We start from the raw sequence: 23,281 nt of genomic DNA, 5'->3' as shown, positions 1-23,281 counted from the left end.
GATCGCGGTGTGTTGCATCCCGGATGACCATTCGGATGCTGTTGACAAAGGGTAAACATTTGACCACCGAAATGTCCAGTTCGCTGAACGAACAATACCGGCCGGACATTGACGGCTTGCGCGCCATCGCAGTGCTGGCCGTGGTACTCCACCACGCATTTCCTTCATGGTTCAAGGGTGGTTTCGTCGGTGTTGACATCTTCTTTGTGATTTCGGGCTACCTGATCAGCTCCATCATCTTTCAGCAACTGCAGCGAAACACTTTCCGCTTCAGCGATTTCTATGCGCGGCGGATCCGGCGGATTTTTCCCGCGTTGATATTGGTGTTGGGGGCGGTGCTTGGGTTTGGATGGTGGTGGCTCACGCCGTCGGACTATCGATTGCTGGCTGGGCACACAATCGCTGGCAGCGCCTTTGTGGCGAACTTCGTTTTCTGGAACGAGGCAGGCTATTTCGATGCAGCGTCGACGACCAAGGTGCTGTTGCATCTCTGGTCGTTGGCCATTGAGGAGCAGTTCTACCTGATCTGGCCGCTGGTGCTGTACGCGTTGCACCGGTGGAGATGGCATGCACTCAGGGCCATTTTTGTATTGCTGCTGTTTTCATTTGCCGTGAACATGGCATGGGTGAAGGGACAACCCGAGGCGGCCTTCTACAACCCGTTGGCGCGATTCTGGGAGTTGTTGGTGGGGGCGCTGCTCGCTGCGATGCACGCACACCAGACCGGATGGCGTGGACTGCTGCGGTCGCCACTGCCGTTCACCCCACCTCTTTCTGTATTGCCATCCATGTGGCGTGTGCATGCGCTGTCCACCATCGGACTGCTGCTGCTGATCTCGGTGTTCGTCCAGGTCCATCCGGACCGAACGTTTCCGGGAGGCTGGGCGCTCCTGCCCACTGGCGGTGCGGTCTTGCTGATCGCGGCAGGTCCTCGGGGCTGGTTCAACCGGTATGTGCTCGCCAGAAGGCCTCTGGTGTGGGTGGGTCTTATCAGCTACCCGCTGTACCTTTGGCACTGGCCTTTCCTGGCTTTTTCCAACCTGCGTTCGGGAGTGACACCAGACTGGAGCGTACAACTGGGCTGGGTGGCCTTGAGCATCGTGCTGGCCTGGCTCACCTACGTGCTGGTGGAAATTCCGATCCGGTTTGGTCGCTGGAATCGGCGTGTGGTCACAGGCGTGTTGGTGGGTCTCATGTCTCTGATAGCGGTTCTGGGTACTGTCATCCACCATAACAAGGGCTTCGAGTCCCGGTTTCCGCCCATCGTTCGCGATATGACGGGCAAGGGTGGTCCTGCGGTGGTGACCGAGGGCTGGCGGTACCACGACTGCATTCTGGATTTCAGGGTGCCCCCGACGGCCTACAAGCCGTTCTGCATAGAGACACGTCGACCGCTGATCTTTCTCTGGGGTGATTCGCACGCTGCCAGTCTCTATCCAGGATTCAAGGCTCTGCAGGACTCCGGAAAGTACACCTTCGGCCTGGGGGAGCGGGCTGGTGCAATTTGCCCACCTGTCCTGGGGATCGAGCCGCGACCTGGTTGCAAGGCACTCAATGACGCCAATATTCAGGCCATCCGGGACAGTCGGCCCGACGTCGTTGTGCTTTACGCCTGGTGGCATCACAAGCGATATGACCTGAAAAACCTCGAAGCCACGGTGGCTGAAATCCGAAAGGCGGGGGTGCCTCGCATCATTCTGCTGGGTGCGGTTCCATACTGGCAGCGACCGTTGCCGCAACTGTTGTTGGAGGCTTGGAAGAAGGGACCTTTCTCTCAGCCGCCTCCGCTGCGCCTGAAGGATGGGGAGGGCCTGGATCCCGAGCTGAGGGCTGTCACGGAGAGCATGAGAGCGCGTGCGATCGCCATGGATATCGAGTTCATTTCGGGGCTGGACTATTTTTGCAATCAGGATAGCTGTCTCACGCGTCTGGGCGACAACGCAGACCAGCCACTGAGCTACGACTATGGTCATCTGTCCCTTGATGCCGTGCGGTACTACGTTGAACAGATAGCCCCATTGGTCTTGAAGAATCCATGAGGCATCTTCCACTCAATGGATTCGACCGGAAACAAAGCATGACGCCGTTCATGATGAACATGTCAAAGAGGCATCGAAAACGACGGTGTAAGAAAACTGATCGATGCCCCGCTGATGTGGATCGACAAGGCCACCACCTGGCGCATGGCCATGAAAAGGGTTGATGCGACGGGAGTGGCAGGTGGTGGCCAGACCTTGAGCGACCTCATCGTCGCCAAGCGTGAGCATCGCCTGCTTGTTGCGCAGGGAACCCAGCTCGCGAGCGGGTTCGCGTTGCGCGGCAGGGACGGAAGCAGACCGCGAGGCAAGCTCGGAAGCAAAGAGGCATGACACGGACGGCGGGAGGGAAAGGGCCGGCCGATCAGGACGCCACGAGCTGGTAGCGTGGTGGTTCGTCCGGCCCGTGGCTGACTGTCTCGGATTCCAGCGTCCAGCGCTGCTGGTGGAAGGCCGCCACCGCGGGCCGGTGGGCGATCGACACCAGCGCGCCGTTCTGCGATGCCACCAAGGCCAGCAGACGTTCGTACACCGCTTTCTCTGCCGCTTCGTCGAGCGCGCTGGTGGCTTCGTCCACGAACAGCCAGCGCGGTTTCTTGAGCAAGGCACGGGCAATCGCCAGGCGCTGCTGTTCGCCACCCGAGAGCTTCTGGCCCCAGGTGTCTTCGTCGTTCAGGCGCCCGGTCAGCTGGGGCAGCAGCGCGTCGCGCAGGGCCTGTTGCAGCTCGGCTTCGGTGTAGCGGTCATCGGCTTCGGGGTAGGCCAGCGCACTGCGCAGGGAACCGGTGGGGAAGTAGGGGCGCTGCGGCAGGAACATGACGCGTGAGTCGAAGTCGGGGGGATGCTGCACGCGGCCCCTGGCCCAGGGCCAGATGCCGGCGAGGGCGCGGAACAGGGTCGACTTGCCACTGCCCGATGGGCCCTTGATCAGCAGCGTGTCACCGGCCTTCAGCAGCAGGCCGTGCGCACCGAGCAGCGCGGCGCCACCGGGCAGGGCGAGGTCGAGCTGGTGAATCTGCAGGCTGTCGGCAGCGCCCGTCAGCATCTGCGTTTCGGCTTCCTGCAGCGCCTGGAAGCTGGCTTCAAAGCTGGTGATCCGGTCGGTGGTGGCGCGCCAGGCGGCCAGGCTGCTGTAGTTGTCGACGAACCAGGAGAGCGAGTCCTGCACGCGGCCGAAGGCCGACGAGATCTGCATCAGTTCGCCGAGCTGGATGGCGCCACTGAAGAAGCGCGGCGCGGCCACGACAAAGGGGAACACCACCGCGGCCTGGCCAAAGCCGTTGGTGAACCAGATCAGGCGCTTTTGCGCCTGGATGAGCTTGAGGTAGTTGGCCAGCACCTCGCCAAAGCGTCCGCCGAGCTGGCGCCGTTCCACCGGTTCGCCGTTGTCCAGCGCGATCGACTCGCTGTATTCACGCACGCGCACCAGGTGGTGGCGGAAGTCGGCTTCGAAACGCTGCTGCTTGAAGTTGAGCGCGATCTGCGGGCGCCCGATGTAGTGGGTGGCGATGCTGCCGAGCAGGCAGTAGAGCACCGCCATCCAGACCATGAAGCCGGGGATGACGAACTCGTCGCCATTGAAGCTGAAGGCGAAACTGCCCGAGAGCGACCACAGGATGCCGACGAAACTGACCAGCGTGACCACCGCGTTGAGCAGACCCATGGACAGGCCCACCGAGTAGCTGGTGAAGAGGTTCATGTCTTCGGCGATGCGCTGGTCCGGGTTGTCGGGCGGCGCGTCTTCGCCTTTGGCGAAGCGGGTCAGTTCGAGGTGGTAGAAGGCCTTGTTGGCGAGCCAGCGGTCGAGGTAGTTCGCCGTCATCCAGGCGCGCCAGCGCATCTCCAGCAACTGCGTGAGGTAGAAGCGGTAGACCGCGATGATGATGAAGCCGAAGGCGAGGTAGGTGAAGCGCCCCAGCTCGCGCCAGAACACCACCTGGTCCTTGTTCTGCAGCGCGTCGTAGAACACCCGGTTCCATTCGTTGAGCAGGACCAGCATGTACACCGCGGCCAGGTTGAGCACGACGATGGCGGCCAGCAGGGCGCGCGCCTTCCATTTCTGGTCGGAGTTGAAATAGGGCATGGCAAGCGCGCCGACCTTGGCGGCGAACTGGCGGAAGCTGCTGAACTTGTCGGTCAGTGTCATGGGAGGTCTCTCAACAGTGGAGCGCGCGGGCTTTCACGCAGGCTGCGGTGGAACCGGCTCCGCCGGGCCACTCGCAGCGTCCCCTTGAGGGGGTGACGCGCGCAGCGCGGCGCGGGGGTGTTCATGGCTCTGGGGTGGGTCATGTGTTCGAGATGCCGCTGGCCACATGCCCGGACGGCACGTGCATCGCGGCCGACTCGATGTGGCCGGTCTGGTCGTCGAAGAAGAAGTCGGGCTCGAACTCGCGCAGGAACTCGCCCTTGGGCAGGCCGCCCAGGAACATGGCTTCGTCGACCTCGATGTTCCAGTCCATCAGCGTGCGGATGGCGCGCTCGTGCGCCGGCGCGCTGCGCGCGGTGACCAGCGCGGTGCGCACGCGCATGGCGCTCGTGCCTTCGGCCTGCAGGCGGTGCAGGGCTTCGAGCAGCGGCTTGAACGGGCCGCCGGCCAGGGGTTGTCCGGCGTGGGAAGCCTCGTGGGCCTGAAAAGCCGACAGGCCCTCGGCCTGGAAGACGCGTTCGGCCTCGTCGGAGAACAGCACCGCATCGCCGTCGAAGGCGATGCGCACCTCGTGCGGGTGGGCGTCGCTCGCGTGCACCGACAGCGGGTACACCTGCGCGGCGGGCACGCCGGCGCCGAGCGCGGCGCGCACATCGGCCAGGTGGGTGCTGAGGAACAGGTTGGCGCGCAGCGGCCGCAGGTAGCGCCAGGGCGGCTGGCCGCGCGTGAAACTGCCACGCTGGATCGGCAGACCGTAGTGCTGTGCCGAGCGGAACACACGCATGCCCGAGACCGGATCGTTGCGCGAAAGGATCACCACCTCCACCCGCTGCGTGCTGACATCGTTGAACGCCAGCAGCTTCCTCACCAGCGAAAACGCCACGCCCGGCTGGGCGGGCACCTCCAGCCTGTCCAGCTGCAGCTTCATGTAAGCCCGGTCGTCACCGGTCTCGAAGAGGTGGTTTTCTTCTTCGAAGTCGAACAGCGCGCGCGAGGAGATCGCGACCACCAGTTGACCGTCAAGCGTTACAGGCATGGGGAAAGTTCTCCGCGAACAAAACAAGAGAAGCGGCAAGCGTAGCCGAACAGCGAAGAAGCGAAGCAAGAGAGGGGGAGCCCCGCTCAGAATGCGGCGGAACCGGCTCCGCCGGGCCGCTCGCATGGCCCCTTGAGGGGCGGAGCGCAGTGACGGGGGTGGACCTACCTCACCAGTTGATTGAGCTGGATGATCGGCATCAGCACCGCCAGCACGATCAGCATCACCACCGCGCCCATGCCCACGATGAGCAGCGGCTCCAGGATGGTGGCCAGGTGCAGGGCGCGGCGCTGCACTTCGGCACTGAGCTGCTTGGCCGCGCGGCCGAGCATGGCGGGCAGCTGGCCGGTCTGCTCGCCCAGCCGCGCGAACATGGCCAGCAGCGGCGGGAAACGCTTCTTGCTGGCGATGGCCGAGGCCAGCGGCGCGCCTTCGCGCACCAGCACCAGCGCGTCCAGCGCGTCGGCGCGCATGGCCTGGTTGCTCAGGGTTTCGGCGGCGGTCTGCAGCGCGCGCAGGATGGGCACGCCCGCGGCCGCCAGCATGGCCAGCGTGGCGGCGAAACGCGCGGCGTTGTAGCCGCGTGCGAGCTTGCCCACCAGCGGCAGGCGCAGCCAGGCAGCATCCATGACCAGGCGCAGCGCCGGCTGACGCCGCGCCATCACCAGCCCGCCCGTTGCGGCGATCAGCACGCCCAGCATCAGCCAGCCATAACTGCGCACGAAGGCGCTGAGGGCCAGCATCATCACGGTGAGGATGGGCAGGGCGCGCTTGCTGCTGGCGAACACGCCGGCCACCTGCGGTACCACGTAGCTGACCAGAAACACCACGATGACGATCGCCACGATCGTGACGATGGCCGGGTAGAGCGAGGCGGCGATGAGCTTGTTCTTGAGCGCTTCGCGTTCTTCCAGATCGTCGGCCAGGCGTTCCAGCACGGTGCCGAGCTGGCCGCTCTGTTCGCCCGCGGCGATCACGGCGGTGTAGATATCGGAGAACTCGCGCGGGTGTTGCGAGAGGGCACGGGCAAAGGGTGAACCGCCGTTGACCTCGGAACGCAGCGAAGCCACCAGGCGCTGCTGGGCTTCTTCCTCAGCCTCCTCGGCCAGCGCGGACAGGGCGCGCTCCAGTGGCAGCCCGGCCGAAACCAGGCCGGCGAGCTGGCGCGTCCAGACCGCGAGGCCCGTGGCGTTGAAGATGCGCCCGCCCCAGAGCGTGATGTTGAATCCGCTGCCCGCTGCCGAACCCTGGGTGTTGACCGCGGGCTCCACCAGCAGCGGCACCAGGGCGCGCGCACGCAGCAGGCCGCGCGCGGCGCGCACGGTGTCGGCATCGATCAGGCCTTTTTGCGTGGCGCCCTGGGCGTCCAGGGCCTCGAAGGAGTAGGCGGGCATGCGGTGATGTTAGCGCGGCCTGTGCACCGCCAGGTCGCGACCAACCGCGCTGTGCCGCCTTCGCCTCAGGTGAGTTCCAGGATGGTGCGCAGGATCTGGCGGTGCGAGCCGAGCGCGGGTGCCATGGTCCAGCGTTCGAGCCGTTCGTTGCCGATGCGCACCATGCCGGTGTGCTGGTTGATGTCGGCATCGGTCGCTTCGTCATCGCCCACGAAGCCCAGCTTGCGGCGCACCAGGTCCACGTCCTGCGGCTTGCCGGTCAGGAAGGTCCAGCCGGGCTGGATGTCGTAGTGCTTGATGTAGTCGCGCAACGCGGCGCCGTTGTCGAATTCGGGGCGCAGGGTGATGGAGTACATGAAGACGTCCTTGCCCAGCCGCTTGCCCAGCGCCTGCTGCACCTGCTTGAGGTTGGCCGTGCCCGTGGGGCAGACGCCGGTGCAGATGGAATACATCATGTTGATGGCGACCACCTTGCCCTTGATCAGGTCGTCGTAGAAACGGACCTTGCGGCCGTCGTGGGTTTCGAGCACGACGTTGGGGAAGTAGTCGGCCATGGAGCTGCGTCCCGCAGGGCGCGGAGCGGCGGCTTGCGCCACGAAGGGCATGAGGGCGGCACCGCCGGCCAGGCGGAGCAGATTGCGTTTGCTGTTCATGGTGGTCTCCCTCAGGGGTTGGACTCTTGCAAAAAGTTGTTCAGACGTCAGGCCACCACATCCCAGCGGGCCATCATGGCGTGGTCCTCGTGAGAGAGGTTGTGGCAGTGCAGCAGGTATTTGCCGGTGAAGTCGCGGAAACGGACGAACACCTTGACCCGCTCATCGGGCTTCAGCACGATCACGTCCTTGCGGCCCTGTTCATGCGGCGGCGGCGGTTTGCCGTTGCGCGAGAGGATTCGAATCTCTTCCATGTGGATGTGCACCGGGTGGTGCCAGCTGCCGTTGCCACGCAGTTCCCAGATCTCGGCGGTGTTGCGCTTGACGACAGCCGCCGCCTTCTCCGGATCAAATATTTTCTTGTTGACGGTCCAGATGGCGTTGTCCTTGTCGAACTCCCATCTGCGGGTGCGCACCACGTCGTTGAGGTTGATGGGGGGCAGCTCGCGCAGGCGGGCGGGCACCCGGCTCACGTCCAGTTCCATGGGGTCGGTATCGATGTCGAAACGCAGCAGTTGTTCACCCCGGCTGCTCAGGCCTTCAGGGCCGCGACCGTCTTTCATCAGAAGGCGGTTCACCAGGTACAGCCGGGTGCCGTGGGGGTACTTGCTGAAATCGATCACGATGTCGGCCCGCTCGGCCGGCGCCAGGCGCACGGCGTTCATGGTCAGCGGGGCTTCCAGCAGGTTGCCGTCGTTGGCGATGTAGGTGAAGCTCTGGCTGGTGCTGCCGTTCATGAGGTAGAACTCGTAGAAGCGGGCCACGCTGGCATCCAGCAGGCGGAAGCGGTACTTGCGCCGCTGCACCTTGAAGAAGGGCTGGATCTTGCCGTTGACGGTGACCTTGTTGCCCAGGTGCCCTTTGTTGCCTTCCAGAGGGTTGTAGTAGGTGTAACCACTCTGGTCGAACAGGAAGTCGGCAAACACCAGCGGGATGTCGTACTGGCCGACGCCGCTGGGCAACCGCAAGGCTTGTGGATTGGGGTCCTTCTCGTTGCCGGAATCGAGTTCGTCGAACATCAGGTACAGGCCGGCCATGCCGCGGTAGACGTTCTGCTCGGTGAAGTCCAGGCGGTGGTCGTGGTACCACAGGGTGCCCAGGGCTTCGCGGGTGTCGCCGATGCCGGCCGGGTCGGTCGAGAACCCGGCGTAGTGGTTCATGAACAGGTGGTCCTTGAACTGGCCCGCGCGGGCGAGGCCGGGACCGTAACGAACGGAGCTCCAGTAGTCGCCGGCAAAACCGTCACTTTCCGATGCGCAATGCAGGTTGTGCAGGTGAACCGAAATTTCTGGCGAACCGTAGCCGACGGCGTAGGGGTTGATCTCGTTGTAGAAGCGGACCAGGCAGGGCTCGTTGTAGCGCGCCACGATGCAGGGGCCGGGGAAGGTGCCGTCGTAGCCCCAGATGGTCTGCATCGGCAACTGCGGGTGGAAGGAGTGCAGCGCCTCCTTGACGTGGATGGTGTAGAGCTTGTCGGGCGCGCTGCCGGACCAGGTCTGGTGCGGATCCCGGCCCGCTTCTCCGGCCGCGGGGTACAGGTCGGGTGCCGGGGACAGCGAGGCCACCGTCTGTTTGGGCTGTGGCACCGGCAGCGGCATGGCCCAAGCCGATGTGCGGGGACCATCGGGCGGATCTTCGGCATGGGCCAGTCGCCCGGGGCGGACCGCTGCCACACCGGTAACGGCGCTCAAGGCGCCCAGCTGGATGGATTGCCGCCGGTTCAGCCGCGGCCCTGTTGGCGTGATGGTGTCAGACATTTCATGGCTCCCGATCTGGTGAGAGGGGGCAGGGTTCGGGGAATGCCGGTTTCCTGCTTTCCGGGCGGGCTGCCATGTTTGTCAGATGTGTCTGTAACAGCGGGCTGGGCTGGAACAGGGAGCACGCTTTTCATTACATGTGTGACCCGTTGGAGACAGTGTTTTTCGGGCGATGTAACGCGTCAATCACCAGAAATGGGTACCCAGGGCCGCGGTTGTTTTGTACATAACGTTTTCTAAAGTATTCACATTGATGAAAATGTTGATACCGGAAAGTCGCCGAAACACGTTGAATCAGCCTGGGTTGATATTTGTGAGTTGTTTCAATGCGTGTGTTTCTTTGTGTAACTTTTACATTTTTAAGTTTCATGACGACAGATTTCCCTCCTCTGAGGGATGGCCGCGAAGGGCGTACCGTCCCTTCCTGGGTGCCTGGTATGGCTTTCAGGACGGGTCTGCCGTGAAGCGTCGGCAACTGTCTGTATCCGGGGATGTGGCGGCTGTCGGGGCCTGGTGTGCCGGGCCGGACGCAGGTTCTGCGCCGTTGCGGCCCAGGCTTCAGTCGCGCGTGGTGCGCAGGACCTCTTCCAGGCTGGTCACGCCGGCGTTCACCAGCCGCTGACCGTCTTCGCGCATGGAACGCAGGCCGTTGGCCTGTGCGGCCGCCAGCAGTTCGCTTTCGGCCGCCCGACTGTGGATCAGCGAACGGATCGGGTCGTCCACCACCAGCAGTTCGTAGACACCGGTGCGGCCCTTGTAGCCCGCGTTGCAGTGCGCACAACCGGGCGCGGTCCAGCGGCCGTTTTCATCCTGGCGCCGGCAATGCACGCAGAGCTTGCGCACCAGGCGCTGCGCCAGCACGCCCAGCAGCGAGCTCGACAGCAGGAAAGGCTCCACGCCCATGTCGGTCAGGCGCGTCACGGCGCTCACCGAGTCGTTGGTGTGCAGCGTGGCGAGCACCAGGTGGCCGGTGAGCGAGGCCTGGATGGCGATCTGCGCGGTCTCGAAGTCGCGGATCTCGCCGATCATGATCACGTCCGGGTCCTGGCGCAGGATGGCGCGCAGGGCCTTGGCGAAGTCGAGGTCGATCTTGGGGTTGACCTGGGTCTGGCCCACGCCGGCCAGCTCGTATTCGATCGGGTCTTCCACCGTCATGATGTTGAGCGTGCCGGCGTCCAGGCGCTGCAGGGCGGCGTAGAGCGTGGTGGTCTTGCCCGAGCCGGTGGGGCCGGTCACCAGGATGATGCCGTGCGGCTGCTGCACCAGGTGTTCGAACTGGGCCAGCACATCGCCCTGCATGCCCACGGCTTCGAGGTTGAGCCGGCTCTCGCTCTTGTCGAGCAGGCGCAGCACGGCGCGTTCGCCGTGGGCGCTGGGCAGTGTGGACACGCGCACGTCCACCGCGCGCGTGCCGATGCGCAGCGAGATGCGGCCGTCCTGCGGCAGGCGTTTCTCGGAGATGTCGAGCTCGGCCATGATCTTCAGGCGCGAGATCAGCGCGGCGTGCAGGGCGCGGTTGGGCTGCACCACCTCGCGCAGCACGCCGTCGACCCGGAAGCGCACGCTGGAATGGCGCTCGTAGGGTTCGATGTGGATGTCGCTGGCGCCGTCGCGCGCGGCCTGCGTGAGCAGGGCGTTGAGCATGCGGATGATGGGCGCGTCGTCGGCGGTCTCCAGCAGGTCTTCGATGGCCGGCAGATCCTGCATCATGCGGCTGAGGTCGGCGTCGCTCTGCACCTCGCTCACCACCGCGGCCGCGCTCGATTCGCCCTGGGCATAGGCCGCGCTGATGCGCTGCGTGAGGGTGTCGCCCGGCTCCCACAGAAACTCGCGCACCTCGTGGCAGCGCAGGATTTCCGAGAGCGCCGAGAGGCGCTGCGTCTGCACGGTCGGGTCGGTCGCAGGCGTGCTGCTGCCCAGCAGGGTCAGGCCCTGGCCATCGTCTTCGAGCAGCCACAGGTGCTGGCGTGCAAAGGCGTAGGGCAGCGGATGTCTCATGGGATCAGTTGGCCGGGGCGGCGGGCGGTGTGGGCTGCGGAGCCTCGGGCGCGCGCTGGGGCGGCAGCACGGGCGCGGTGTTCACGCGCAGCACGCTGCTGGGCACGGGCTGCGCGTCTTTCTGCGTGGCTCGCATGAGGTCGTAGCGGTCGAGCGAGAGGCTGGTCGTGGCGCGTGCGTCGCGCAGCACCACCGGGCGCAGGAACACCATCAGGTTGGTCTTCTTGCGGCTTCGGGTTTCGCTCTTGAAGAGGTTGCCGAAGAAGGGCACATCGCCCAGGCCGGGCACTTTTTCCTGGTTGCCGGCGTATTCGTCCTGCAGCAGGCCGCCCAGCACGACGATGCCGCCGTCGTCGACCAGCACCGTTGATTCGATGGTGCGCTTGTTGGTGATCAGGCCGGTGGCCGAGTTGATCGAGGACGCCTGCACGCTGCTGACCTCCTGGAAGATGGTCATCTTGATGGTGCCGTTCTCGCTGATCTGCGGTTTCACACGCAGGGTCAGGCCGACGTCCTGCCGCTCGATGGTCTGGAACGGGTTGACCGAGCCTTCATTGCTGCCGGTGTTGGTGAACTGGCCGGTGACAAAGGGCACGTTCTGGCCGATCACGATCTTGGCCTCTTCGTTGTCCAGTGTCAGCAGGTTGGGTGTGGACAGGATGTTGCCTTCACCGTTCTGCTGCAGGAAGCGCGCCAGAAAACCGAGGATGTAGACGCCGTTGCGCTGCTGGGCAGCACCGATGTTCAGGCCGGTGCCGGGCGCTGTGATGCCCGCGGTATTGCCCTGCGCGATGGGCAGCAGGTTGGTCAGGATGTTGTTGCCGCCGGTGCCGAAGTTGGTGCCCATCAGGCCCACCACGCTGTCGCCGAAACGGCCCAGCGGGCCTTGCCACTGGATGCCGAATTCGGCCGCCTTGTCGGCGTTGACCTCGGCGATCAGGCTCTCCACATAGACCTGGGCGCGGCGCCCGTCGAGCTGGTCGATCACCGCGCGCAACTGCCGGTATTGCGGTTCGGGCGCGGTGATGATGAGGGCATTGGTGGCCGGATCGGCCTGGATCTGCCCGCCGGTGGACGGGCCGGCGCTGGCGGCCACTGGCGCCGTCGCCTGGGGGCTGCCAGCGGCGGTGGACCCGGTCGCGGCCCGGACAGCGACGGCCGTGGGGGCGTTGCTCAACGCACCGACGCCGCCTGCGCCGCTTTCTCCGGCCAGCGCCGCACGCAGCGTGGCCGCCAGCGAGGTGGCGTCCGCGTTTTTCAGGTAGACCACATGGATGTTGCCGCTCGCGTCCTGCCCCCGGGGCTGGTCCAGCTTGTTCACCAGCGAGCGCACCAGCGCCAGGCGTGCCGGGTTGGCTGCACGCAGCACCAGGGTGTTGCTGCGCGGCTCGGCCACCAGGGTGGTCTTGTACGAGGTGTCGGCGGCCTGGCCGGCGCCCACGGTGGCGGGTTCGATCAGGCGTGTGATCAGCGGGGCGATGTCGATCGCGATGGCGTGCTGCAGCGGGATGATCTCGACGTCGGTGGCGCCGGCCACATCGAGCGCGGCGACGATGCGCCCGATGCGCTGCAGGTTGTCGGCGTAGTCGGTGATCACCAGCGAGTTGTTGCCGGGGTTGACGTTGATGGTGTTGTTGGGCCCGATCAGCGGCCGCAGCACCGGCACCAGGTTGTTGGCCGCCTCGTGGTTGAGGCGGAAGATCTGGGTCACGATCTGGTTCGACGATGCGAGCGCGCTGACCGGGCCTGCGTTCACCGGGTTGCCCTGCAGCTTGGCATCGGCCTCGGGCACGATCTTGTAGAGGCCGCCGGTGTCCACCAGGGCAAAACCCAGCAGCCGCAGCGCGGCGCTGAACTGGTTGAGTGCCGCGGCAGGCGACACGGGCCGGTCGGTGGACAGGCTGATGGTGCCCTTGACGCGCGGATCGACCACCACGTTGCGCCCGCTGATGGAGGCCATGGTGCGGGCGACCGCTTCGATCTCGGCGTCGACAAAACTCAGCACCACGGGCTCGCTGCGCCCGCCTTGCGCCAGCGCGACCGGCCCCGGCAGCAGGCACAGGGCCAGGCTGCCGGCCAGGGCGAGCGTTCTCAGCAGACCCGCTGTCTGCCCGGGTTTCGGGTGGACCCGGGTGGGCTGGTCTGGGGAGGGGTTGCGGTTCATCGCTTGATCCTATCGCGAAGTGCTGGGCATCGGCCGTGCCGCGCCTCAGCCAATGTTCAGAATCGAGCGCGGTCCCTGCCGGCGCCCGAGGATGTTGAGCAGGTTGTCCAGCGCCGACTCGCGCCCGGGTGCGGCCTGGGCCTCGCCCTGGAAGCGCAGCCGTCCACCCACCCACTGGCCGCTGCCCTGCAGCCGCAGCCCGCCGCGCAGCGTGCTCAGGTTCAGCGTGGCGTTGTGGCCGTCGGCCGCGGCCTGCAGTTCCAGGCGGTAGCTGCCCAGCGGGCGCAGGGTGGACAGGCGCGAGGCCATGTCCAGCGCGTCCACGGTCAGGCCGCCCTGCAGGTTCACACGACCCTGCACCTGTCGAACGCTCAGGCCGCTGGAGCGCAGCGCCAGCTGGCCGTTGGGCCGCAGGGTGTTCCAGGGTGTGCCCAGGCCCACCAGCAGAACGGCAGGCCACTCGCTGCTGAAGGCGGCGAGCCGCAGTTCCATGCCCTGCCAGCCGGGCAACAACAGGATGTCCAGCGGTTCGGGCGAGCAGCAGGGTGTGATGAGTTTCACGGCGACGGCCGGCTGGCCCGATGCCCACGCAGGCGCCAGTCGCCAGCGCAGACCCTGGGGCAGGGCGCTCAGGCTGCGGCTGCCTTCGCCGCCGGTGAGCAGCAGATCGGCCTGGCCCCGCCAGACGCTGCCGCGCGCGTTGACCAGCTGAACCTGGCCTTCGCTGGCGGTGTGCAGGGCTTCGGCCAGCCAGCGCGCCGGCGCAAACACCAGCACCGCCAGCAACAGGCCGAGGCAGCCGCCGAGCCAGGCCAGGCGCAGGGGCCAGCGGCTGCTCATCATTCGTCCGACTGCAGACCGGGGCCTGCCAGCACCAGCTGGCCGCTCCAGCCGACGGGATTCGCCTGCCGTTCCAGCTGGGCCTGCACCGGCAGCAGGCGGGCGTTGACGCGCATCTGGTTCAGCCACTGGGACAGCGCTTCGGGCGTGGTGCCCCGGAAGTTCACGCTCGCGCGGTCGCCCTGCACCGACACCTGCGCGCTGCCACCCAGCTGGCTGGTGTACTGCTCCAGCGCGCGCAGGGTGGCGGCGCGGCCCGGCGGCGGGCTGCTGTTGAGCGAGCTCAGCTGCTCGGCACTGGCGGCCAGATGCTGCATCTGCGCGAGCTGGGCGTCCAGCCGGGCGTGGCGCTCGGGCGCCTGGCGCAGCGTGACCAGGGCCGGCGCGAGCGCCAGCCACCACAGCAGACCCAGGCCCACCACCCAGGCAGCGGCGAACACGGCGCGCCGTTCCCGGGGCGACAGGCGTTCGAGCGCCGCGCCCAGGCCCTGTCCGAAACGGGCCAGGGCGGCGGTGGGTCGGGTGCGTGTGTTCATCGGTGTCACGGGTTTGCCGGGCGCAGGGTGAGTTCGGTGTTCTGGCGCTGCGCCTGCCAGCCGCTGCGCTGCAGGGTCTGCTCCAGGGCGGTCAGGCTGACTTCGCTGTCGGGTACCACGGTGAAGCGGCCTTCGCGGTTGCTGAAATCGATGCGGCTCAGCGTGGTCGAAGGGTCTTCGGTGGCCTGGCCCAGCACGCCGAGCATGGCTTCGAGGTCGCCGTGGGACAGGATGCCACTGGCCTGCTGCAGGCGCGCCAGTTCGCGTTGCATCTGCAGGGGCGCGTCGAGCACCAGCGTGACCTGCGGGAAGCTGCGCTGCAGGGTCTGCCCCAGGGCCTGCTGTTTGGCGGCGAGCACCCGGCGCTCCTGCCAGGCGGCGGCATTCAGGCCGACGAGCTGAACCGCCAGCAGCGCGGCCAGACCCCAGCGCGCCGGCCGCCAGGCCGGCGCACTGCGCCACTGGCGCAGGGTCTGGCGCAGGCGCTGGCCGCGCCGGGCGGTGCTGGAGAGGCTGAGGTCGAACTGCGCCAGGTTCCATTCGGACTGGGCGCAGCGCAGCAGCCAGGCCGGCAGCGCCACGAGTTCGAAGCGCTGGCCGAGCAGTTGTTCGGCTTCGGCGGCGGCGGCGGGTTCGGCCAGCCACTGGGTGTCGCCGTCGGGCGTTTCGGTGTCGCCCGGGGTGGGCAAAACCAGCGCCGCAGCACCCGCGCTGCCCGGTTGCAGCGGTGTGCAGACCACGCCCAGCGCACTCGCGCTCGCAAGCCAGGGCCGGCCGGCCTGGTGGTGGGCCCAGTGAACGGTCGCGGCAGACGGATGGCGGGCCGAGGCCAGGTGGGGCCAGATCGACGGCACGATGCGCGAGACCGGGTGGCCGGCGTCTTCAAGCACTTGCAGCCAGGCCTTGAGCCAGGTCTTGTGGCAGGCGGCCACCCAGACTGTCTGTCCGGCGCGGCCACCGGGTTCGAGCGCGAAATGCAGATCGGCGCTGTCGCTCAGCAGGTGCTCCTCCAACACGCCGTCGAGAACGGCGCGCAACCTCGCGTTGGCGACGCGGGGCAGGGTGGCGCGGTGCCAGGACACGGCGTGGGGTGGCAGGACCAGCACCACGTCGTCGTCGGCGGGCAGCAGCGCCACCGCGCAGGTGCCATGTTCGGTCAGTTGCTGCCCGTTGCCTGAACGTGCCCAGTCCAGCGCCGCACCGGAGGCGGTGGCGCTGGTGACGGAGAACGAAGTGGGTGTGAGGATCAGCACGTCGGGCCTGAATCAGGGAAAAGTGCGCGCACGCGGGATGGCGCTCATTTTAGGGACCGGCCACGTGCCGGCGGATTGCTCGCGGTGTTGAATATCACGCCGGGTCATCATGGGCGGGCGGCAACGCGTTCGCGCCATCGTACGTTGACGTTGAGCCCGTTGCGCACCACCAGCGAGTGTTCTTCGGTCACGGTGTCGTCCAGCCGCAACCGGACCCGGACTTCGAAATAGCGGCTGCGCACATCGTGTTGCTGGCTGTTGACGGTTTCGTTCGTGGCGCCGGGGATGCGGGCCTGTGCAGCGGGCAGGTCCCTGAAGGGCTGGTTGGCGCGCTCGGAGACCAGCAGCTGCGCCTGCGCCAGGTCCAGACCGGGGATGCTTGCGCTCAGCGCCTCGGCGCTGGCGGTGTTCAGGTTCAGGGTGCTGCGATCGGGCAGCACCGTGACGTGGGGCTGCAGGGCCTTCAGGCTCGCCGGGCCCACACCCAGCCAGCCGAGCTGCGCGAAGCGTGCCGGGGTCAGCGGTGTGGGTGAGGGCTTGGGGTCGTTCAGCGCCAGGTTGGACGTGCTCAGCAGGGTCGAGACCAGGGTGTCGAGTTCGGACTGCGGCAGGTCCAGCAACTGGTAGAGCTTGGTGAAGGCCGCCAGGTCGGGCGGAGAGACCTCGACCTGGGTTTTCGCGCCGCTGCCGGTGGTGCGCACCAGGTTCAAGGCGTTCAGGCGGGACTGCGCATCGACCATCTCGCCCGAGAGAAAGGCCGGCATCAGATCGTCGGCGCTGTTGCTGTTGTTGTGCTTGTCGGCGGCCAGAAAACTGGAGAGCTGGGCTTCTTCGAGCGGCGTGGCCCAGGGTTCGCCCAGGTGATCGGCGTGGCCGCTGTTGCGGTTGCCACGGGCATCTTCCCGCAGGAGCAGGCGCGCCCAGTCCAGCGCCCCGGTGAGTATCCAGCTCGCCTGCACGCGCTGGCGCTCGGCCGCTTCCACCTCGGCCGAACGCCATTGTTGCCACACCGCGGCCGAGGCCAGCGTGGCGACCAGGGTCACGACCAGCATGGCCAGCAGCAGCGCGGCGCCGCGCTGGCGACTGACGAAGCGCCGGCGGTTGTTCATCATGGCGATCCGGCCGTCAGCGTCGGACGCACCCAGTCGCGCACCAGCGTGCCCGAGAGGCCCTGGCCCGCGGACAGGCTGAGCACCAGGCGCACCCCGTTGGGCAGCAGGCTCACGCCCGCCACGCCACTGCCCTCGTTGCCGATGGAGGACAGCGGATGGCCCCAGGTGGCACCGCGGTGGTAGAAAAGTTGCCAGCGGTCGATGCCGATGAGTGCGAGCGCGGTGTCGTTGGTGCCCGCTCCATCGCGCTGCTGTTCACCGAGGCCCCACTGCGAGGCCCGGTCCCAGGCTTGCGCGAGTTCATCGCGGCGACGCAGCGGCGGCGATTGCCAGCGCATCCATTGTCCCCCAGCCGCCGTCTGCTGGAGCGACCACGCGACCACGCGGATGCCGGGACTCTGCAGGGTGTTTTCGGTGCTGTCGCGCCGGGTCATCCGCAGCACGCGACCGTCAAAATCCAGCGCGCCAAGCTCGCCGGTTTCAACCAGGGCGTCCAGATCGGCGCCCCACTGACCGAACGCCGCCTGCAGCCGCAAAACCTCGTCGGCACGCTGCTGGGTCAGTTCCTGGGCGCGGTTCATGCCGTCGAGCGAGCGCCAGCTGAGCAAGGCCAGCAAGCCCATCACCGCCAGCGCCACCAGCAGCTCAATCAGCGTGAAGCCGCGGTGCTGGTAGTGCGACGACCCGCGCCGCATGAAACAACGCCACCCAGAGGCACCGCCGGGCCGGCTTTGCCGGACGGCCAGTGCCGCCCCCCTTGAGGGGGGTGACGCGAAGCGGCGCGGGGGGTGTTTCATCTCAATACCGTCCCATCACGGTGGACAGGGTGAGCAGCCGCGCGTTCACCCCCTGAACCTGCCCCTCGACCACGGCGTCGACGCGCCGGAAGTTGGGGTTCGGCGTCGGCAACACCGCCAGCCGCACCTGCAGCTGCTGTCCCGCCTGCTCGCAGCTGCTCGTGCTCTCGCCCACGCCGGGCAGCTGGCGTGTCAGGCGCAGCTTCGTCAACTCGTTTTCGGCGCAGAGCTGGGCCAGCCATTGATCACTTTGTCGCTCCGCGGCGCGGGTGAGGGCGCCGGTGGCCTGCATGCCGGCGGCCAGCGTGATCGCCACCACCGCCAGCGCGACCAGGATTTCGATCAGGGTGAAACCCCGGGACCGACGCCCGCCGAAGCGCGTGGTGGTCATGGCGCAGCGGTCTCGGGCAGCACGGCGAAGGGTGAGAGCCCGTCGGTGCCCAGCGTCAGCTGGTGCTGGCCGTGCGCGAGCCGCAGGGTTTGCGCCGCGATCAGGGGCTCGGGGCCCAGCACCAGGCTGCTCGCCCCGGTGGGCTGGGCGATACGCACCCGGGTCTCCGGGTGCAGCCAGCTGCGTTCGTGCGCCAGAGAGGCCGGTGTCTGCGGGCGCGCCGGGGCGCCCAGGAATTCGAACCCTTCCGCTGTCGGCCGCCAGTACACCGGCACACCGCTGCTGCGCGACTGGGCGCGCGCCGATTCGAGCAACGCCGACAGGCGCAGGGCTTCGGTCTCCAGCCGGCTGCCGTCGTTGTCGCGCAGGGTCAGGCTCACGCCGGCCGTGGCCAGCGCCACGATGGCCACCACGACCATCAGCTCCAGCAGGGTGAAGCCTTGCTGGAGCGAGCTGGAGCGTGGCAGGGCTGACAGCACCGCATTACTCCGGCAACGCGTTCGGGACGCAGAGCAAACGGGCTGAAGTCAACAAGCCCCTGTGCGCGAAGTGCCTCAACCCAGCGGGTGCCGAAGATCCGGCTCCGCCGGTCCAAGGGCCCCGTCCCCCCGGGGGGAAGCCGCGCAGCGGCGCTGGGGGGAGCCTGTTCACTGCCAGCTGCCGACGTCGGCGTCCCGGCCCTCGCCGCCCGGTTGACCGTCGGCGCCCAGAGAGAGCACGTCGACTTCGCCGTGCACGCCGGGGTTCAGGTACTGGTACGGGCGGTTCCAGGGGTCGCCCGGCAGCTTCTCCACATAGGGCCGCCAGTTGGGTGGCACCGGGTTGGTCGCGGGCTTGACGAGCAGTGCGTTCAGACCCTGTTCGCTCGTGGGATAGCGCTGGTTGTCGAGGCGGTACAGCTTGAGCGCCTGCATCAGGTTGTTGACGTCGGTCTTGGCCGCCGTGACGCGGGCGTCGTCGGCACGATCGAGCACATTGGGCACGATCAGCGCGGCCAGCACGCCAATGATCACCAGCACCACCATCAGTTCAATGAGCGTGAAGCCGCGCTGCAGCGAGTGGCGCCAGGGGGCTTTCGAAGGCGTGGTGTGTGGGGTCAGGGGGTGGTGTTTCAAGGCGATCTCCCGGGAGCAGATGGCTGGGGCGCGCGCCGGTCTGAACGGCATCCAGCGGCACGCACGCCACAGAGGGTCGTGACAGGCGGTCGATCATAATGCGGCCATGAACAAACGGGCATTCTCCGGGCGCGTCTTCAACCCTGTGGCCAGTGCGGCGGTGGGCTGGGCGGGTGGCCGTTTCTGGCCCGCGCTGGCCGCGGGGCTGTTCTGGCTGGCTGCGGGTCTGAGTGCGGGGTACTGGGTGCTGCGTGCCTGGGGGCAGGGCCCTTTGACCCCGCTGGCCGCGCTGGCGGTTTCGGCGCCCCAGGCCGACGTGGCCGCAGTGGCCCGCGCATTGGGGTCGCGTCCACAGCAGGCGATGGCTGCGGCCGCATCGACGCCAACCGCGACACGCTACCGGCTGCTCGGTCTGGCCGCCAGGCCGGGGCAAGGTGGCGCAGCGCTGATCGCCGTCGACGACCAGCCGCCGCGACCGGTTCGGGTGGGCGATTCGTTGGAGGCGGGCTTGGTGCTGCAATCGGTGAACGGCCGTGAAGCCCGGCTGGGACCACAACGCACGGGACCCAGCACGGTGCGGCTGACTCTGCCAGTGGTCGAAGACTGAGGGGCAGCCGGTAGCCGATCCGATGCAGCCGCCTGCGGTTCAGTGCGTCAGCAGGCGCTGGGCCACCCGCAGCAGGGGCCAGGCCAGCAAGGTGCCCACGCCCTGGCCCATGCGCAGTTCCATGTCCAGGAGCGGCTGGGCCTGCAGGTGGATCAGCAGCAAGCGGTGGCCCGGCTCGGCCGACCGGTGGGCAAACACCAGGTAGTCCGCCACGGCCGGGACCAGGCCGCGCGCCACCAGCGCAGCCGCTCCGGCCACAAACCCGTCCACCAGCACCACGCGCCGCTCGCTCGCGGCCTGCAGCATGGCACCAGCCATCATGGCGATTTCAAACCCCCCCATCGCCGCCAGCGCGTCCAGTGGCGTGACCGCTTTGCGGTGCCGGCTCGCAGCAGCAAAGAGTTTCTCCAGCTTGTGTTTCAGTCGGGCCTCGTCCGGGCCGGCGCCGTGCCCACAGGCGTCGGCCAGTGGTACGCCGCACAGGCGCGACAGCAGCAGCGCGGCGCAGGATGTGTTGGCCACGCCGACATCGCCCAGGGCGAGCACGTTGCCAGGCAGGTGCTTCACCACGTCCATGCCCGCGTGCAGGGCGGCGATGGCCTGCGGTACCGACATGGCGGGGCTCAGCACCATGTTGCGGGTGCCATAGCCAATTTTGCGCAGCAAGAGGGGAACCAGCGATGGGGCATCGTCGGGCAGCAGGATGTGGGAGGCCACACCCGCGTCCACCACCGTCAGGTCGAAACCCTGCTGCTCGGCCAGGCTGTTGACCAGTGACGTGCCCTGCAACATGTGCCGCACCCGCTGGCGGGTAAGGCCCTGTTCAGACAGCGAGACGCCTTCGTCGACAATGCCGTGGTCGCCGGCAAACACCAGCAACTGCGGTTGGTCGAAACGGACCTGTTCGACGATCGGCGGGCTGGCGTGCTGGATGCGGGCCAGTTGCAAGGCCAGTGTTTCCACGCGACCCAGGGCGTGTTCCCGCTGGTGTTCCGGCCTCAGCTGTTGCCGGAGAAGCAACGCCGGTTCGGTGTCATCCGTGGGCACCACGTGCGGCCACTGGGGTTCGGGCAAGGAGGCCCTGATCCGGGGTCCTTCAACCACTGTTTCAGTCCTTGCGCTCATGGTGCCGGTTCCTCAGCTTTTGAGGAACAGACGGTACACCGGATTGCCGGTTTCCTCGACGTACGGGTAACCCAGTGTGTCGAGGAAGCGTGCAAACGCCTTGTCGTCCTTGGGTGGCACCTGCAGGCCAACGAGGATGCGACCGTAGTCCGCGCCCTGGTTGCGGTAGTGAAACAGGCTGATGTTCCAGCCCGGACGCATCAGGCTGAGAAATTTGAGCAAGGCGCCCGGCCGCTCGGGAAAGACAAAACGCAGAAGGCGCTCGTCCTGGGCCAGCGGTGAATGCCCACCCACCATGTGGCGAATGTGCTCTTTTGCCAGGTCGTCGTGCGTGAGGTCCAGCGCCTCGAAACCCTGGCGCTTGAAATTGGCGGCGATCTTGGCCGACTCGCCCTTGCCCTGCGTGGTCAGCCCGACAAAAACGTGCGCCGTGTCGGCGTTGCCGATCCGGTAGTTGAACTCGGTCACGTTGCGCGAACCACCGGGCAGGTCACCGATGGTTTCCAGGAAACGTTTGAAGCTGCCGCGCTCCTCGGGGATGGTCACGGCGAACAAGGCCTCGCGCTCTTCGCCCACTTCGGCGCGTTCGGCCACGAAGCGCAGCCGGTCGAAGTTCATGTTGGCGCCGCACAGAATGGCAGCGTAGGTCTCGCCCTTGGTCTTGTGCTTGGCCACATACTGTTTGACCGCTGCAACCGCCATCGCACCCGAAGGCTCGACGATGCTGCGCGTGTCGACAAAGATGTCCTTGATGGCAGCACACACCGCGTCGGTGTCGACCACCATGAACTCGTCCACCAGACCGCTGGCGATGCGGAAGGTTTCTTCGCCCACGAGCTTGACGGCTGTACCGTCCGCGAAGAGACCCACATCGGCCAGCGTGATGCGCTGGCCCGCCTGGACCGATTGCATCATGGCGTCGGAGTCCACGGTCTGCACGCCGATCACCTTGATCTCCGGTCGCACCGCCTTGATGTAGTTGGCCACACCCGAAATCAGGCCGCCGCCGCCGATCGCGACGAACACCGCATCCAGGTGGTCCGAACCCAGGCTCTGCAGTTGCCGCAGGATTTCCATGGCGATCGTTCCCTGGCCCGCGATCACGTCCGGATCGTCGAAAGGGTGAACGAAGGTCAACCCCTGCTTTTTTTGCAGCACCACCGCGTGGGTGTAGGCATCGGAATAGCTGTCCCCATGCAGCACCACGTCACCGCCGAGTGCACGAACCGCGTCCACTTTCACCTGAGGCGTGGTGGTCGGCATCACGATCACCGCTCGGGTGCCGAGCTTGTGGCCACCGAGTGCTACGCCCTGGGCGTGGTTGCCGGCCGACGCACAGATCACGCCCTTTTTCAGCTGCTCGGGGGTCAGCTGCGCCATCTTGTTGTAGGCCCCGCGCAGCTTGAAGCTGAACACGGGTTGCTGGTCTTCGCGCTTGAGCAGCACCGTGTTGTGCAGACGCCGACCGAGGTTTTTGGCGGGTTCCAGAGCCGATTCAATGGCCACGTCGTAGACCCGGGCGGTCAGGATCTTCTTGAGGTATTCGGCGGGTGTCAGCGTGGTGACGGGGGACGAGGCCGGCAGGGCGGCAGGGGTAGCGGGCTTATTGGGGCGGACGGGCATGGTGTTTCCTCGGTGCACATCATATAGAGCGCGCCATCCGGCCAAAAAAAACCCGGACTGGCAGAACCGGTCCGGGTTTAAATCCACCCGTGGAGGGTAGAGGAGACAACCTTCAATACAATGACGCCAGTATAGCGCTGGGATGCTGCATTGCAACATCCGCGACCCGAAAAGTGCTCTCTTTTGGAGAGCAACTCCTAAAACCGTCGTTTATTTCACATCTGGGTCTTTCATGGAATGCACTGTTACCTGGACCGGCGCTGCCGGCACCCGGTCCAACATGGGATTTGTGGCCGAAACCGGCAGCGGCCACGTGTTGGCGATGGACGGCGCGCCCGATGCCGCCAAACCTGAAAATGGCGGGGCCAACCTGGCGCCGCGGCCCATGGAAACACTCCTGGCCGGTACGGGCGGTTGCACCGCCTACGACGTGGTGCTGATCCTGAAACGCGGTCGCCACGATGTTCGAGGCTGCAGTGTCAAACTCAGCACCGAGCGCGCCGAGACCGATCCCAAGGTCTTCACCAAAATTCACATGCATTTCACGGTCACGGGCAAGGCCATCCCGCCAGCGGCGGTGGAGCGGGCCATCGCCATGAGCCACGAAAAATACTGCTCTGCCAGCATCATGCTGGGCAAGACGGCGGCAATCACCACCGGTTTCGAGGTGCTGGAAGCCTGAAGCCCGTGCCGCTGGG

21 protein-coding genes are annotated in these 23,281 nt (G+C 66.6%); 4 read left to right on the top strand and 17 right to left on the bottom strand.

Going from position 1 to position 23,281, the window contains the following annotated elements:
* The first annotated feature begins 23 nt into the window (after positions 1-23).
* Together AC0GNO_RS10225 and AC0GNO_RS10220 are read left to right on the top strand one after the other, a co-directional pair.
* Positions 24-2,039: an acyltransferase family protein gene (locus tag AC0GNO_RS10225; RefSeq protein ID WP_472903917.1), complete on the top strand. Its 2,016-nt coding sequence runs from the start codon at positions 24-26 to the stop codon at positions 2,037-2,039.
* 114 nt (positions 2,040-2,153) lie between these two features.
* Positions 2,154-2,369: a hypothetical protein gene (locus AC0GNO_RS10220; protein ID WP_472903916.1), complete on the top strand. Its 216-nt coding sequence runs from the start codon at positions 2,154-2,156 to the stop codon at positions 2,367-2,369.
* A gap of 31 nt (positions 2,370-2,400) precedes the next feature.
* Here AC0GNO_RS10220 and AC0GNO_RS10215 read toward each other — a convergent pair whose 3' ends face one another.
* From AC0GNO_RS10215 to gspG, 15 genes are all read right to left on the bottom strand, one after another.
* On the bottom strand, positions 2,401-4,182 hold the full coding sequence (locus AC0GNO_RS10215; RefSeq protein WP_472903915.1) for an ABC transporter ATP-binding protein/permease: 1,782 nt from the start codon (positions 4,180-4,182) through the stop codon (positions 2,401-2,403).
* Between the two features lie 139 nt (positions 4,183-4,321).
* Positions 4,322-5,218 (bottom strand): 5'-nucleotidase, encoded by an 897-nt coding sequence (locus AC0GNO_RS10210; protein ID WP_472903914.1) that lies wholly within the window; start codon positions 5,216-5,218, stop codon positions 4,322-4,324.
* A 164-nt stretch (positions 5,219-5,382) separates the two neighbouring features.
* Positions 5,383-6,612 (bottom strand): type II secretion system inner membrane protein GspF, encoded by a 1,230-nt coding sequence (gene gspF, locus AC0GNO_RS10205; RefSeq protein ID WP_472887057.1) that lies wholly within the window; start codon positions 6,610-6,612, stop codon positions 5,383-5,385.
* 65 nt (positions 6,613-6,677) lie between these two features.
* Positions 6,678-7,265, bottom strand: coding sequence for an SCO family protein (locus AC0GNO_RS10200; RefSeq protein WP_472887058.1), 588 nt, complete (start codon positions 7,263-7,265; stop codon positions 6,678-6,680).
* Between the two features lie 47 nt (positions 7,266-7,312).
* The gene (locus tag AC0GNO_RS10195) at positions 7,313-9,022 is read right to left on the bottom strand and encodes a multicopper oxidase family protein (protein ID WP_472903913.1); all 1,710 of its coding nucleotides are present in this window, start codon (positions 9,020-9,022) and stop codon (positions 7,313-7,315) included.
* Between the two features lie 558 nt (positions 9,023-9,580).
* Complete coding sequence (gspE, locus tag AC0GNO_RS10190) at positions 9,581-11,020, bottom strand: type II secretion system ATPase GspE (RefSeq protein WP_472903912.1); 1,440 nt, start codon at positions 11,018-11,020, stop codon at positions 9,581-9,583.
* 4 nt (positions 11,021-11,024) lie between these two features.
* Complete coding sequence (gene gspD, locus AC0GNO_RS10185; RefSeq protein WP_472887061.1) at positions 11,025-13,184, bottom strand: type II secretion system secretin GspD; 2,160 nt, start codon at positions 13,182-13,184, stop codon at positions 11,025-11,027.
* A gap of 45 nt (positions 13,185-13,229) precedes the next feature.
* Positions 13,230-14,024 carry a type II secretion system protein N gene (gspN, locus tag AC0GNO_RS10180; protein ID WP_472903911.1) on the bottom strand — a complete coding sequence of 265 codons (795 nt, stop codon included), beginning with the start codon at positions 14,022-14,024 and terminating at the stop codon, positions 13,230-13,232.
* Positions 14,024-14,560 carry a type II secretion system protein GspM gene (gspM, locus tag AC0GNO_RS10175; protein ID WP_472887063.1) on the bottom strand — a complete coding sequence of 179 codons (537 nt, stop codon included), beginning with the start codon at positions 14,558-14,560 and terminating at the stop codon, positions 14,024-14,026. The genes gspN and gspM overlap by 1 nt, the downstream gene beginning before the upstream one ends.
* A gap of 5 nt (positions 14,561-14,565) precedes the next feature.
* Positions 14,566-15,813: a type II secretion system protein GspL gene (gene gspL, locus AC0GNO_RS10170; RefSeq protein WP_472887064.1), complete on the bottom strand. Its 1,248-nt coding sequence runs from the start codon at positions 15,811-15,813 to the stop codon at positions 14,566-14,568.
* Between the two features lie 107 nt (positions 15,814-15,920).
* The gene (gene gspK, locus AC0GNO_RS10165) at positions 15,921-16,922 is read right to left on the bottom strand and encodes a type II secretion system minor pseudopilin GspK (RefSeq protein ID WP_472903910.1); all 1,002 of its coding nucleotides are present in this window, start codon (positions 16,920-16,922) and stop codon (positions 15,921-15,923) included.
* On the bottom strand, positions 16,922-17,620 hold the full coding sequence (locus AC0GNO_RS10160; protein WP_472903909.1) for a PulJ/GspJ family protein: 699 nt from the start codon (positions 17,618-17,620) through the stop codon (positions 16,922-16,924). The genes gspK and AC0GNO_RS10160 overlap by 1 nt, the downstream gene beginning before the upstream one ends.
* A gap of 103 nt (positions 17,621-17,723) precedes the next feature.
* The gene (gene gspI, locus AC0GNO_RS10155) at positions 17,724-18,113 is read right to left on the bottom strand and encodes a type II secretion system minor pseudopilin GspI (protein ID WP_472903908.1); all 390 of its coding nucleotides are present in this window, start codon (positions 18,111-18,113) and stop codon (positions 17,724-17,726) included.
* A complete protein-coding gene (locus tag AC0GNO_RS10150) occupies positions 18,110-18,592 on the bottom strand; it encodes a prepilin-type N-terminal cleavage/methylation domain-containing protein (protein WP_472903907.1) in 483 nt (160 codons plus the stop codon). The genes gspI and AC0GNO_RS10150 overlap by 4 nt, the downstream gene beginning before the upstream one ends.
* Before the next feature lie 168 nt (positions 18,593-18,760).
* Positions 18,761-19,213, bottom strand: coding sequence for a type II secretion system major pseudopilin GspG (gspG, locus tag AC0GNO_RS10145; protein ID WP_472903932.1), 453 nt, complete (start codon positions 19,211-19,213; stop codon positions 18,761-18,763).
* A gap of 121 nt (positions 19,214-19,334) precedes the next feature.
* On the opposite strand from gspG, the gene AC0GNO_RS10140 reads away from it, so the two are divergent.
* Complete coding sequence (locus tag AC0GNO_RS10140; protein ID WP_472903906.1) at positions 19,335-19,835, top strand: type II secretion system protein N; 501 nt, start codon at positions 19,335-19,337, stop codon at positions 19,833-19,835.
* Between the two features lie 39 nt (positions 19,836-19,874).
* Here the strand turns inward: AC0GNO_RS10140 and AC0GNO_RS10135 are convergent, their stop codons facing one another.
* A complete protein-coding gene (locus AC0GNO_RS10135; RefSeq protein ID WP_472903905.1) occupies positions 19,875-20,909 on the bottom strand; it encodes a nicotinate-nucleotide--dimethylbenzimidazole phosphoribosyltransferase in 1,035 nt (344 codons plus the stop codon).
* 63 nt (positions 20,910-20,972) lie between these two features.
* Positions 20,973-22,583: a threonine ammonia-lyase, biosynthetic gene (gene ilvA / locus AC0GNO_RS10130; protein ID WP_472903904.1), complete on the bottom strand. Its 1,611-nt coding sequence runs from the start codon at positions 22,581-22,583 to the stop codon at positions 20,973-20,975.
* A gap of 232 nt (positions 22,584-22,815) precedes the next feature.
* Between ilvA and AC0GNO_RS10125 the strand changes: the two genes are divergently transcribed.
* Positions 22,816-23,265 carry an OsmC family protein gene (locus AC0GNO_RS10125; protein ID WP_472903903.1) on the top strand — a complete coding sequence of 150 codons (450 nt, stop codon included), beginning with the start codon at positions 22,816-22,818 and terminating at the stop codon, positions 23,263-23,265.
* The last annotated feature ends 16 nt before the right edge of the window (positions 23,266-23,281 follow it).

Source organism: Hydrogenophaga sp. L310 (genome assembly GCF_055703065.1).
Note: the sequence above shows the minus strand (reverse complement) of the source record. Positions and strands in the feature narration are given on the sequence as shown.